15 protein-coding genes and 1 pseudogene are annotated in these 12,482 nt (G+C 50.8%); 10 read left to right on the top strand and 6 right to left on the bottom strand.

Annotation, left to right across the window (positions count from 1 at the left end; all coding sequences use genetic code 11):
• Positions 1 to 194: 194 nt before the first annotated feature.
• Together COO59_RS17025 and COO59_RS17020 are read left to right on the top strand one after the other, a co-directional pair.
• On the top strand, positions 195 to 518 hold the full coding sequence (locus COO59_RS17025; protein WP_103060937.1) for a hypothetical protein: 324 nt from the start codon (positions 195 to 197) through the stop codon (positions 516 to 518).
• A gap of 120 nt (positions 519 to 638) precedes the next feature.
• A complete protein-coding gene (locus COO59_RS17020) occupies positions 639 to 1,190 on the top strand; it encodes a hypothetical protein (RefSeq protein WP_103060936.1) in 552 nt (183 codons plus the stop codon).
• A 338-nt stretch (positions 1,191 to 1,528) separates the two neighbouring features.
• Here the strand turns inward: COO59_RS17020 and COO59_RS17015 are convergent, their stop codons facing one another.
• The 3 genes from COO59_RS17015 to ygfZ form a co-directional block, all read right to left on the bottom strand.
• Positions 1,529 to 2,968, bottom strand: a complete 1,440-nt coding sequence (locus tag COO59_RS17015; protein ID WP_103060935.1) for a 6-phospho-beta-glucosidase — start codon at positions 2,966 to 2,968, stop codon at positions 1,529 to 1,531.
• Between the two features lie 223 nt (positions 2,969 to 3,191).
• On the bottom strand, positions 3,192 to 3,923 hold the full coding sequence (locus COO59_RS17010) for a MurR/RpiR family transcriptional regulator (protein WP_103060934.1): 732 nt from the start codon (positions 3,921 to 3,923) through the stop codon (positions 3,192 to 3,194).
• 173 nt (positions 3,924 to 4,096) lie between these two features.
• Positions 4,097 to 5,083: a tRNA-modifying protein YgfZ gene (gene ygfZ / locus COO59_RS17005; RefSeq protein ID WP_103060933.1), complete on the bottom strand. Its 987-nt coding sequence runs from the start codon at positions 5,081 to 5,083 to the stop codon at positions 4,097 to 4,099.
• 225 nt (positions 5,084 to 5,308) lie between these two features.
• Here ygfZ and sdhE point away from each other — a divergent pair, with 225 nt between their 5' ends.
• Together sdhE and COO59_RS16995 are read left to right on the top strand one after the other, a co-directional pair.
• Complete coding sequence (gene sdhE, locus COO59_RS17000) at positions 5,309 to 5,587, top strand: FAD assembly factor SdhE (protein WP_085070265.1); 279 nt, start codon at positions 5,309 to 5,311, stop codon at positions 5,585 to 5,587.
• A complete protein-coding gene (locus tag COO59_RS16995) occupies positions 5,571 to 5,966 on the top strand; it encodes a protein YgfX (RefSeq protein WP_165786536.1) in 396 nt (131 codons plus the stop codon). The genes sdhE and COO59_RS16995 overlap by 17 nt, the downstream gene beginning before the upstream one ends.
• Positions 5,967 to 6,012: 46 nt before the next feature.
• On the opposite strand, the gene fldB is transcribed toward COO59_RS16995, so the two are convergent.
• Positions 6,013 to 6,531 (bottom strand): flavodoxin FldB, encoded by a 519-nt coding sequence (fldB, locus tag COO59_RS16990; RefSeq protein ID WP_103060931.1) that lies wholly within the window; start codon positions 6,529 to 6,531, stop codon positions 6,013 to 6,015.
• A 108-nt stretch (positions 6,532 to 6,639) separates the two neighbouring features.
• Here fldB and xerD point away from each other — a divergent pair, with 108 nt between their 5' ends.
• Genes xerD through recJ form a run of 3 tightly spaced genes read left to right on the top strand, consistent with a single transcriptional unit; the run spans position 6,640 to position 10,000 of the window.
• On the top strand, positions 6,640 to 7,533 hold the full coding sequence (gene xerD / locus COO59_RS16985; protein WP_103060997.1) for a site-specific tyrosine recombinase XerD: 894 nt from the start codon (positions 6,640 to 6,642) through the stop codon (positions 7,531 to 7,533).
• 25 nt (positions 7,534 to 7,558) lie between these two features.
• Positions 7,559 to 8,263 carry a bifunctional protein-disulfide isomerase/oxidoreductase DsbC gene (gene dsbC / locus COO59_RS16980; RefSeq protein ID WP_103060930.1) on the top strand — a complete coding sequence of 235 codons (705 nt, stop codon included), beginning with the start codon at positions 7,559 to 7,561 and terminating at the stop codon, positions 8,261 to 8,263.
• 6 nt (positions 8,264 to 8,269) lie between these two features.
• Positions 8,270 to 10,000, top strand: coding sequence for a single-stranded-DNA-specific exonuclease RecJ (gene recJ / locus COO59_RS16975; RefSeq protein ID WP_103060929.1), 1,731 nt, complete (start codon positions 8,270 to 8,272; stop codon positions 9,998 to 10,000).
• Positions 10,001 to 10,131: 131 nt separating this feature from the next.
• Here recJ and COO59_RS16970 read toward each other — a convergent pair whose 3' ends face one another.
• Positions 10,132 to 10,341, bottom strand: coding sequence for a hypothetical protein (locus tag COO59_RS16970; protein WP_103060928.1), 210 nt, complete (start codon positions 10,339 to 10,341; stop codon positions 10,132 to 10,134).
• Entirely contained in the window at positions 10,322 to 10,969 is a 648-nt protein-coding gene (locus tag COO59_RS16965) for a restriction endonuclease subunit S domain-containing protein (protein ID WP_103060927.1), read from the bottom strand. Before COO59_RS16965 ends, COO59_RS16970 begins: the two co-directional genes overlap by 20 nt.
• A 181-nt stretch (positions 10,970 to 11,150) precedes the next feature.
• Here COO59_RS16965 and COO59_RS16960 point away from each other — a divergent pair.
• The 3 genes and pseudogenes from COO59_RS16960 to COO59_RS16950 all read left to right on the top strand — a co-directional run.
• A pseudogene (locus COO59_RS16960) lies at positions 11,151 to 11,312 on the top strand (hypothetical protein); the annotation flags it as partial.
• 272 nt (positions 11,313 to 11,584) lie between these two features.
• Positions 11,585 to 11,968, top strand: a complete 384-nt coding sequence (gene mchS3, locus COO59_RS16955; protein WP_103060925.1) for an MchS3 family protein — start codon at positions 11,585 to 11,587, stop codon at positions 11,966 to 11,968.
• 19 nt (positions 11,969 to 11,987) lie between these two features.
• Positions 11,988 to 12,182 (top strand): hypothetical protein, encoded by a 195-nt coding sequence (locus COO59_RS16950; RefSeq protein WP_103060924.1) that lies wholly within the window; start codon positions 11,988 to 11,990, stop codon positions 12,180 to 12,182.
• Positions 12,183 to 12,482 lie beyond the last annotated feature (300 nt).

Raw genomic sequence — 12,482 nt, 5'->3', positions numbered from 1 at the left:
TGCTGGTCACTTAAGGTGACCAGCAGTTTTTTATCAGGGTATTTTGGATTTCACTCTGAGCTCCCGTAGATAACTTCGCTTCCATCGGCCCGGTAATACCAGCCATTTCACCTGTTCTTACAGAAATGGTTCTATATTTAATGTTGGCTTTTGCTATTGTGCTGTAGATAATATTCACAGGGAGTGAAACTATTATGGCAATAAAATCATTTAATTATTCTCAGTTTGCTGATCTAAGAATTGAAGGTGTAGGTATACATGCCAGCTTTTCTATTAATTTAACCGTTAGAGATGAAAATTTATCAAACGTGAAAAAATTGTCTATATCGGCCACTGGAAAAACTAACGCAGCTAAGGCTGCGGGAAGTGGTAATGTTTTGTTTTGGTGTAATGTCAGGGATGTTTTAAACAATAAAATATATAAATTAGAAAGAAATAAAGGAAAGTATTTCGCAGTGGGTGTTGATGATATTTTTATTGGTTCAGTTCAGTTTGAGATGAAAAGAAATATATATTAATTACCAGAAATAGAAGTTGAGTCTGGTTATATCTATGATGGAGGCTATGTTGGTAGTGCCGTACCATTTCCATCATCTATGAAAAAATTATTGTTTTAACTCCATTCGCCAGGTTTTAATATGATCCTAAAGAATATGTTGCTTACGATGACATTTTTGTGGGTAATTAATGCTTATGCTGTTGAGAAACAATATGAAAAATCAACAAAGGAAGCATCCTGTCTGATAAAAAAATATGCTATTTCAAGTAATGAAGACATAAAAAAATCAATATTAAATAATTTATCTTCCCTTTCTGATGATAATCCAGACAATATTAATGTCATAAGGATGTATTCAGGGGTTCTGTCTTCAAGGGGGGAATATAAAAAAGCAATTTCTGTGCTTGAAGCATTTAACCAAAAACATAAAAACACCTCTTTGCTTTTACATGAGTGTATGTTGAAAGACAGGGTTGGTGACTATAAGCCATCATGCTATAAAAAAGTCATATCATTAAAAAGAGCTGGTGGAGTTAATGATATAGATTATTTGATGGCTTTATTTATGATGGATGATAAAGACTTTAATAAAGAAAAAGATATTTATATGAAAAAAATGAACGATAATCACGACCTTGAGGTTTTTAAAAATAAAAAAGAAAAACTCCTAAAAGTTTTTTATCCAAATTGAAGTGTGAATAAGTAAAATTTAATGAAAGATTAGCTATTTACAGGACGCTGGATGGCTATACCAAAACGGCCCATGATTTTATTAAGGGCAAACCTGTCTTTATGGGAGTGGTGATCGGTACGGTTGCCGCACGCATCGTGGTAATTCGTGCGCAAAATACGACGACACCCCAGAGTGCATAAAAAAATCCAGAAACGAGTGAGCATTTCCGGATTTTTACACAGCTACTGGATCGGTCAACCGATCCTTAATTGAGCGGCATTACAGCTCAGGGAGCCTGTATCTTCCGCAAAAATACAAAAAGCGGGCGGCATGGAGCGGGGAGTATCTCTTTCTGTTTACAGCTGCTCGCCGTTGCTGGCGATCACCTGCTGATACCAGGCGAAGCTCTTTTTCTTCGCGCGCGCCATGGTGCCGCTGCCGTCATCATTCTTATCCACATGGATAAAACCATAGCGCTTATTGTACTGGCCGGTAGTGAAAGAGACGCAGTCAATACAGCCCCACGGCGTATAGCCCATCAAATCGACGCCATCTTCCAGCACCGCTTTTTTCATCTGCTCAATGTGCGCGCTCAGATAATCGATGCGGTAATCGTCTGCAATAAAGCCGTCGGCGTTCGGTTTATCGATAGCGCCAAAGCCGTTTTCCACGATAAACAGCGGTTTCTGATAGCGTTCATACAGAATATTTAGCGTATAGCGCAGGCCGACCGGATCGATCTGCCAGCCCCAGTCAGACGCCTTCACGTGCGGGTTCGGCACGCTGCCTTCAAAGCCGGTAATCGAGTCGCCTTCGCCTTTCGTATTCGCCTGTACCGCATTGCTCATGTAATAGCTGAAGCCGATATAGTCGCAGCAGCCGTTACGCAGGATCTCTTCATCGTCGGCTTCCATCTCAATGTGATAGCCTTTGCGCGCCCACTCATGCAGCGTATAAGCAGGATAGTAGCCGCGCATCTGCACATCGCTGAAGACATAGCGCCGATGCATCGCTTCCTGGGCAAACATGACATCGTCCGGATGGCAGGAGAAGGGGTAAACCGGCACCATGGCGATCATGCAGCCAATCTGGAAATCGGGGTTGATGCGGTGACCCAGGCTCACCACCTGTGCGCTGGCGACAAACTGATGATGCATCACCTGATACATCGCCTGTTCAGGCTTTTCATGATCGGTAAAGACCACGCCGGAACAGCAGTAGCCGAACAGCGGATAGTTCCAGGTGCGCTGGTTATTGATTTCGTTAAAGGTCATCCAGTATTTCACTTTGTGCTGATAGCGACGCATGACCACTTCGCTAAACCGCACAAAAAAATCGACCACTTTACGGTTCAGCCAGCCGCCGTACTGTTTCACCAGATGCCACGGCATCTCAAAGTGTGACAGGGTGATCACCGGTTCGATGCCGTGTTTCAGCAGCTCATCGAACAGATCGTCATAAAACTGCAGGCCCGCTTCGTTCGGCTCCAGCTCATCGCCGTTGGGGAAAATGCGCGTCCAGGCAATAGAGGTACGGAAGCATTTAAAACCCATCTCGGCAAAAAGTGCGACATCTTCTTTATAGCGATGATAAAAATCAACCGCCTCATGGTTCGGGTAGTTATAGCCGGGCTGCACGCCATCGGTCATCACACGATCGACGCCGTGCGAACCACCGGAAAGCACGTCGCAAATGCTGATGCCTTTACCACCCTGATCCCAGCCACCTTCAACCTGATGCGCGGCAACGGCGCCGCCCCAGAGAAAATCCTTCGGTAATTGCTGCTGCTTTGTCATAAAGAGATCCTTACTGTTACAGTAAAACCAAGGCCTGGTTCACGCAGCGCCCGGTGATATTAAGCGGCGGCAGGAGAATAATAGTGCAGCCGTCATCAAGGGCGTGGAGAAATATAACGGTTTGGTTGCAAACGTTGACCGGAGTGTAGCAAAGCGCGGAAGAATGTCACGTTATAACGAAACGTGACAAACGTGATTTGTTACCTGAGAAAAACAGACTGTTTTATTTCACCTTGCGACCGGCGAGTTTACGACCAATCGTCTCGATAATATACATTGTCGGCACCTGACTCGTAATATCAAGGCCGCCGTTCATGCGTATTAACGGCATATGACAGGAAATATTAAAATCGGCCAGTTTGGCCAGAGAGCTGGTTTCGCTATTGGTAATCGTAATGATTTTGCAGCGGTGCAGGCTGAACTGGCTGGCCAGCCTGAGGATTTCCTCCGTTTCACCCGAAACGGAAAGAATAATCGCGACGGCATCCTTATACATATCGCTGCTGACCGGATAATAAGGATCGTCAATATAACTACTGAATTTACCCACGTTAGAGAAAAAGCGTGCGCCATATTTCCCTAACGTACCGGAAGTGCCCGCGCCGACAAAAATAATACGCTGCGCGGCTAAAATATGATCCACCGCCTGGCTAATTAAATTTTCGAATTCATCGTTATTAATGCTTTTAAAAAAGCTGACGATTTCATTAACGCCATAATTAATGGGCCGCTGCTGCTCCTGCTCCAGATATAATTTAAAACGAATGCGAAATTCGGAATAACCCTCACACTGCATTTTACGACAGAAGCGTAATACCGACGTAGTAGAGACGCCAGCGGCATCGGCCAGTTCACGAATGGTCATATACATCACTTTGTCACCGCTTTTGATCACGGTGTTGTAAACCATCATCTCTGTGTCATTGAGCGTTGAAATTATACTGTGAGTAAACATGCTGTATCCGCCAGTGATTTCCGCGCCATACCTTACCAGATTTTGCCCCGGACGCCGACGAGCGCGTACGGGTTAAATGTCTCCACCGTTTTTATCGTTCTGTATTGACGTGCCGTGGCCAAATAAGCGTTAAAAAAGGCGGCCGTGCAGCCGCCTGTTACCTTGTGATTTAATCAGGCTTCTGCCAGCGAATAGGGAAGCGGCTGAATTGCCAGCTGGCCGCCTTCATCACCCTGTACGCGCAGCACGCTTTCCGCTTCCAGATCGTTATTTAATACCGCCTGCACCCACACATCGCCTGATTCCAGCTGTACCGCCGCCAGAATGGTGCCGGTGCGCCGCCAGTTTTCACCCATTTTCAGCTCCAGCGCATCGCCCGCTTCGGGAACGCGCCCGGCTTTCCCTGCCAGCCAGTAAAGCGCGCGCTTGTTGGCGCCGCGGAATTTGGCGCGTGCCACCATTTCCTGGCCGGTATAGCAGCCTTTCTTGAAGCTGATCGCGTCCAGCGCCTGTAAATTGGTGGCCTGAGGGATCAGCTGCGCGCTGGTTTTTTCATCCAGCACCGGCAGGCCCGCTTCAATATCCAGCGCCAGCCACTGCTGGCTGTCGTTTAGCTGGGCTTCGCCCTCCAGCGCCTGTTTCAGCTCGCTGACTTTCTCTGCGGTGGTCACCAGCAGGAAACGCTCGGCTGGGGCCGCAAACCACAGCAGCGTGGAATCACCATCCTGCACTACCGGCGTTTGTGCATCCGGCAGGGCGGCAAAACGGTTAGTCAGCGCCGCTCTGGCCTGAAAGCCCGCGACGCCAAGCAGCACCGCGCTCTCATCGGCAGCGATGGTCACTTTAGAAAATACGGCGTATTTCTTCAGCTCGGTAACCTGCGTATCGCGCAGGCCGCGGCGTACCAGATAGGCGTAGCCTGCGCCACGGTGAAACAGGCGCAGGTTGCTCCACATTTTGCCTTTGGCATCGCAGTGCGCGCAGGGTAGATGCTTTTCAGCCGACAGAGCGGCGACATCCAGCGTCACCTGGCCTTGTAAATAAGAGGTGCTGTCAGCGCCCTGAACTGAAACCAGCGCCCAGTCTTCCAGTGAAACTAACGTCAGCGGCAGCCGGGATGAAGCCACAGGCTGGCGCGGTGGAAAAGTAAAGTCAGGCATAGCGAAATCCTGAAGAGTCAGTGAATAACAAGTGTGACCTCATATTAAAAGAGCAAGAGGGCTTTGCAACCTGTTTCCGGAAACGGACGCACAAATCGCGCGATAACCCTGCAATTTGTCCTGGTGCTGTGCGGCGCGGCGCGCAGGGAAGGAATTTGCTTACAACAGGCCGGAAAAAAAGCGCTACACTAGCCAGCATATTTGAGCTAACCGATGACGGAACACATGGATATTAACGATAAATCCCGTATTCACTGGGCATGCCGCCGGGGCATGCTGGAGCTGGACATCGCCATCATGCCTTTCTTTAAATATGAATATGATTCGTTAAGCGATGACGATAAAGCGCTGTTTATTCGCCTGCTGAAAAGCGACGATCCGGATCTGTTTAACTGGCTGATGAATCATGGTGAACCGGCGGATGCAGAGCTAAAACGTATGGTGCAGCTGATCCAGACGCGTAACCAGCAGCGTGGCCCGGAACGTGGTGCGGTGGCAATCTGATATTAATCCCTCGGCATGGGCGCGGCGCGTTACCTTTGCGCTTTACCTGCCGATCGCCGCCGGGCTGCTGCTGTTGCCCTGGCCAACGCCGCTGGCACCGTTTATTGTCGGGCTGCTGCTGCTATTAATCATTGAGCTACGGCATCGTCTGCAGTTACAGCAGCGTTTGCGCGGGCAGTTAACCACGGATGAAAGCCGCTGCTGGCGTTGGCAGCAGCAGAGCGGTTGGGTAACGCGGCCGCCTTTTATCCTGCCGTTTGGCGTACTGCTTTCGCTACGTACCCAGCAGGGAAAACGCCTTTCTCTGTGGCTAATGCGCGATAGCATGAGCGAAGCGAACTGGCGTGCGCTGCGTCGCCTGCTGAATGGCTATCTTTGACAGATTACTCCCAGGCAATACGCACCCGGGAGAGCGTTGAAGAAGCCTACAGTAACGTCGCGGTTTCCGTCAGGATCTGTTCGCACCACTGTTCTATGCGCTCATCGCTTTCTTCAAACTGATTCACGTCATCCAGCGCCAGACCAACAAACTGTTTACCGTCGGCGGTGAGTGGTTTAGGGCTGGTAAATTCATAGCCCTCGATTGGCCAGTAGCCGACAAACTGTACGCCCATCGGCGCCAGCAGCTCATGCAGCATACCCAGCGCGTCAAGAAACCACTCGCCGTAACCCAGCTGATCGCCCATCCCGTACAGCGCCACCACTTTACCGCGCAGGTTAAGCGTCGGGACCTCCAGCCATATCGCTTCCCAGTCTTCCTGTAGCTCGCCGAAATCCCAGGTCGGGATGCCGAGGATCAGCATATCGTACTGCTCCATTAGCGCCGGAGAATCGTCTTTCAGGTTATGCAACGTTACCAGCTCCTCGCCGATAAAATCACGAATTTTCTCGGCGGCCATTTCGGTATAACAGGTGCTGGAACCGTAAAAAAGGCCAATTTTCATGCGGAACTTTTACTCATAAATAGCTTCAGATGGGCGCAATTGTATCAGAAGGCCGCAGCTTTCAGGCATAATGAAGGCCAAATCACACGATTGCGCAAAGAGGCAAAAGTGCAGGATAACGATCTTATTGAACAGTTTCTGGATGCGCTGTGGATCGAACGTAATCTGGCGCAAAATACCCTGGCTTCTTATCGTCAGGATCTGCAATCGCTGACCGGCTGGCTGAAGCACCATGAGCGAACGCTGCTGCAGGCCGGGACGACGGATTTACAGGCTTTTCTTGCCGATCGCGTGGCGGGCGGTTATAAAGCCACCAGTTCGGCGCGCCTGCTGAGCGCTATGCGGCGTCTGTTTCAATATCTTTATCGCGAAAAACTGCGGGATGACGATCCCAGCGCGCTGCTTTCTTCGCCGAAACTGCCGCAGCGCCTGCCGAAAGATCTTTCCGAAGCGCAGGTCGAACGTTTGCTGCAGGCGCCCAGCGTTGAACAGCCGATTGAGCTGCGTGATAAGGCGATGCTGGAACTGCTGTACGCCACCGGGCTACGCGTTTCGGAACTGGTGGGACTCACGGTAAGCGACGTCAGCCTGCGTCAGGGCGTGGTACGCGTGATTGGCAAGGGTAACAAAGAGCGGCTGGTGCCGCTGGGGGAAGAGGCGATACACTGGCTGGAACAGTATCTGGAGTATGGCCGCCCCTGGCTGTTGAACGGCCTGGCGCTTGATGTGCTGTTTCCCAGCAACCGGGCGCAGCAGATGACCCGCCAAACGTTCTGGCACCGGATTAAGCACTATGCCACGCTGGCGGGCATCGACAGCGAAAAGCTTTCGCCGCACGTTCTGCGGCACGCCTTCGCCACGCATCTGCTGAACCACGGCGCGGATCTTCGTGTCGTACAGATGCTGCTGGGGCACAGCGATCTCTCCACCACGCAGATTTACACGCATGTCGCCACCGAGCGCCTGCGTCAGTTACATCAACAGCATCATCCGCGCGCCTGAGGCGGCGGAATAATAAGGGAACAGGATGAAGAAAACATTTGCCATCGTCGCCTTGCTGGCTGCCGCTGTTACCGGCGCCGCACAGGCCGACGACGCTACGATTCAGCAATCGCTGCGCAAGCTGGGACTGCAGCAGACGAAAATCCAGCCCTCTCCGCTGCCGGGAATGAAAACCGTGCTTACGGAAAGCGGCGTGCTGTATGTTACCGAAGATGGAAAACATTTTATTCAGGGCCCGCTGTATGACGTCAGCGGCGCGCATCCGGTTAACGTCACCAATCAGCTGCTGCTGCAGAAAGTTGATGCGTTAAGTAAAGAAGCGATCGTTTACAAAGCGCCGAAAGAGCAGCATGTGATTACCGTTTTCACCGATATTACCTGCGGCTACTGCCGTAAGCTGCATCAGGAGATGGCGGATTATAATGCGCTGGGTATCACCGTACGTTATCTGGCTTTCCCGCGTGAAGGGATGAACGGTCAGGTGGCGGAAGAGATGAAATCTATCTGGTGCGCGGCGGATCGTAATAAGGCGTTTGATGCGGCGATGAAAGGCGGCAAAGTTTCTCCTGCCGACTGCAAAATTAATCTCGACCAGCACTATCAGCTGGGCATTCTGTTTGGCATTCAGGGCACACCGGCAATGCTGCTGGAAAATGGCTTGATGATCCCTGGCTATCAGGGGCCGCAAGAGCTGAAACAGCTGCTTGATAAACAAAAAAGCGGTAGCTAAATATTCGTGAATAAACCGACGCAACTCCGCCGCCGTGAGGCGGCAAACGATACGGCGCTGCCAGCGGATCTTCATCCGCTGCTGCGCCGTCTGTATGCCCTGCGTGGCGTAAGCGATGAGCACGCGCTGGAACGCGGCGCGAAGTTCCTGCTTCCCTGGCAGGGATTGAGCGGTATGGATCGGGCAGTTTCCTTGCTGCATCAGGCGCTACGCGATCGGAAGCAGATTATGATCGTCGGTGATTTTGATGCCGACGGTGCGACCAGCACCGCGCTGAGCGTGCTGGCGTTGCGTAGTATGGGCGGCCAGAATATACAGTATCTGGTGCCTAACCGTTTTGATGACGGCTATGGCCTGAGCCCGGAAGTAGTGGAGCAGGCGGCAGCGCGCGGCGCGGAGCTGATACTAACGGTTGATAACGGTATTTCCTCGCATGCGGGCGTTGAATGCGCGCATCAGAAGGGGATCCCTGTGCTGGTGACCGATCACCATCTGCCGGGCGAAACGCTGCCTGCGGCGGAGGCGATCGTTAATCCCAACCTTAACGACAGTACTTTCCCCTCAAAAGCGTTGGCCGGGGTTGGCGTTGCGTTTTATTTGATGCTGGCGCTGCGGGCGCATTTGCGCGAGCAGGGCTGGTTCGACAACGGCCTGGCCGTACCTAATCTGGCGGAGCTGCTGGATTTGGTGGCGTTAGGCACGGTGGCGGACGTGGTGCCGCTGGACGCCAATAACCGTATTTTGGTCTGGCAGGGAATGAGCCGCATCCGGGCGGGCAGGTGTCGTCCGGGAATTCGCGCATTGCTGGAGATCGCCAATCGCGATGCGCGTCAGCTGGCCGCCAGCGATCTTGGCTTTGCGCTGGGACCGCGTTTGAATGCTGCGGGCCGTCTGGATGATATGTCAGTCGGCGTGGCGCTGCTGCTGACGGAGGATTTGGCGCAGGCGCGCATGTTGGCCAGCGAGCTGGATGCGTTAAACCAAACGCGCAGAGAGATTGAGCAGGGGATGCAGGCTGAAGCGCTGACGCTTTGCAATCAGCTGGAGCGCAGCAGCGAGGCGCTGCCTTTGGGGCTGGCGTTTTATCATCCTGAATGGCATCAGGGCGTCGTTGGTATTCTGGCCTCGCGGCTGAAAGAGCGTTTTCACCGTCCGGTAATTGCCTTTGCTCCGGCGGGCGACGGCACGTTGAAGGGCTCTGGTCGTTCGATAGCCGGTTTGCATTTACGTGATGCGCTTGAGCGGCTGGATACATTGCATCCCGGTTTGATTTTGAAGTTTGGTGGACATGCAATGGCCGCCGGGCTATCGCTGGAGGAGGCGAAGTTCGAGCAGTTCAGCGCCTTGTTTAGCGAGCTGGTTGGCGGCTGGCTGGATGCGGAAGCGTTGCAGGGCGTTATCTGGTCCGATGGCGAACTGATGGCGCAGGAGCTGACGTTGCCAACCGCAGAGATGCTGCGTGATGCCGGTCCCTGGGGGCAGGCGTTCCCGGAGCCGGTTTTTGATGGCAAGTTCAAGCTGTTACAGCAGCGGCTGGTGGGCGAACGGCATCTGAAGGTGATGATTGAGCCGTTAGGCGGCGGTCCGTTACTGGACGGTATCGCTTTTAACGTGGATACGCGCCTGTGGCCGGATGCCAGCGTGCGGCACGTAGAGCTGGCCTATAAGTTAGATGTGAATGAGTTCCGCGGCAACCGCAGCGTGCAGCTGTTAATTGAGCATATCTGGCCGCTGTAAGGCTAAGCTGGCATCGGAGAAGGGCCTCTTCTGTCAGCTTTTGATTATCATACAATGCGTTAACTGTTTTTCTTGACGATATAAATAATATCCTTGCTCAGGTTTGCGGTTTCCGTCGGCCGCAACTGGGTTTAATGGTATTTTTTAGGTACCAGCTTGATCAAGATGTAGACAGCCAGCAGCGTCAGGCCAATATAAACGCCACGCTCCGTCCAGGTCTCAAAATGGAAAAACCAGTAGGCGCATAACAGAAAAACCGGAGTGCCGAGCAGTGAACCCAGGTAATGCAGGATCGTGCGAATCACCGTCTCGCGTTTCGCATTATCTTTTTTTGAATTCATTATCTACCGCATCAAGGATTTGGTTAAAAGCTAACGTTCCGTTAGTCCATCTAACGTGTAACGCCTCTACAAAGGGTTGAAGAGCCGGCTCAAGTAAAAAGTATAGAAAATCATAATCGTGAGGCCGTAGAGCGCTATATACCTCCGGGACATCAGATTGAAGCCGACGGGAAGTATAAATGCAGCGTTCTGCCATTCCCCCAGCCAGCAACGCATTACCAATAATACTGCCACGTATACCGATGAGTAAGCTACTCTTTTGCGCAATATTCTGCGCGATACGTCCAGAAATCAAAGTGTTAGCTGTAGCTCTGCCAGCAACGGAGAACAGTGCTTTACTATAAATACTGTTCTGTCTTTCTTTCGGAACATATTGGTTGAAGGCTTCAAAAACGATCTCTAAGGTTTTAATGAAATTATGATTTTTCAAAATACCGTAGCGGATCGCTGTCATCATCCTGATCCGTTCGTTTTCCCTAACGGAGCGTGAATCTGTGTCTATAAATCCGTACGCCAGATAACCAATATCTTTTGGTACTGACATTACGCCATTCCAAAAGCCGAAGACTGCATCAGGCGAAACCAATATTTTTACTATCCGCTGGGCTATTTCACTGTAGCTACTCATACCCAAAACTCCCTTTAGGTAATTTAAATCAAACTTAATTTACGGTTTTTTTAGGGCCAGTAAACCATAAAGATTGAATAAGGGGATGTAGGCGGAGGCGCTAACGCTTTGTAACCAGTTGGAGCTCAGCCGCGAGGCGTTGTCGTTAGGGCTGACGTTTTATCATCCCGCATGGCAACAGGGGGACGGCCCGTTACTGGACGGCATCGCGTTTAACATCGATACGCGTCTCTGGCCGGATGCCAGCGTGCGGCACGTAGAGCTGGCCTGTAAGTTAGATGTGAATGAGTTCCGCGGCAACCGCAGCGTGCAGCTGTTAATTGAGCATATCTGGCCGCTATAGCGGCAGGGCAGGCCGCCCGGCGGAACGGCATGAACCCATCCCTGTGGCCTCCGCGCCTTCCCAGGCAGCGGAGGTCCGCCTCTTCTGCCTGCCTTGTCCTTTATTTGGCGTTACGTTCATCGTTTAATATAAAAATAGATATTATTATCAATGTCTTTATATTAAAACGATGAATAATAGCCGTCGTTAATTTATTGAAAGGTGAGCCCTGTCAATTTAAAAGAAATAGGATTTCTGATTATATACTCTCCTAAGTAAAAGGATGAGCGTCAATGCTTAGATTAATTTATTTATTATTATTCAGCTTATCATTACCCGTTAATGCCATGAGCGTTGAAGAAGAGCTTGCTCAGGTAAAATATTTCTCTTTGGGCTATAACGGCTTTGTGGCAAGTAAATCAGAAGGCGAACTCCTCTATGAGAAGATACTGTCTGCAATAAACCCTGAGGAAGTTTTTTTAAGGATAATATGGTCAGAGCGTGCCACAAACGAAAGTAAACTATATGCTGCGTGTGGATTATGGACTATTAATAAAAAAATTCCTGGCGAATTCACGCCCGCGAAAGGATACGTCACCGTTCTTCAGGGAGATATTTTGCGCAAGGAAGATTTTGAAGAATATTTCTTCAGAATAAAGGAAAGAGGATGTACCTGATAAATTAAAGGAGGGTTATATGAAAAAGTTATTCACTTACGAAATAAAAAAAGTATCTGGCGCAATGAATCTTAGTGGATTACGGCCATCGAATAATGTTTTTGACGGCAGGGGTAAAGATATGGGAGGGTGGTTAGATGCGAATAATATATGCTGGAAACCAGGCACTCCAACCTGGATCATGTACCCACAGGGCAATTATCCGCGTTTTTGAGAGTCTTGCTGCTCTGTTTTGCCGGTACGTTCTTTTTTAATTTTACCGGATGGCTTGTTATAAACCTCACAGTTCCGAAAAGCGGCGGACAGACTGGCACTTAAGCCAGGGAAGCGACAGGCTGGCCGTGGAGTAAAGCCTCCGCGTCAGGGATGACGCGGCGGAGTCTCCAGGGATGGATTGACGACGTCTTTACGGAACGGCCAGCCTGTTGCTGACGCCCCCCGAACTAAATACCCCCCAGTCCGCCGCGACAGCTCCGAACTCACTTCCATCCCCAGTTCGCCGCGACGCCCCCGA

Origin of the sequence: Mixta theicola, from assembly GCF_002895925.1 — a bacterium.
Classification (GTDB): domain Bacteria; phylum Pseudomonadota; class Gammaproteobacteria; order Enterobacterales; family Enterobacteriaceae; genus Mixta; species Mixta theicola.
The sequence above is the reverse complement of the archived record's forward strand: the minus strand, read 5'-3'. Positions and strand labels throughout refer to the sequence as shown.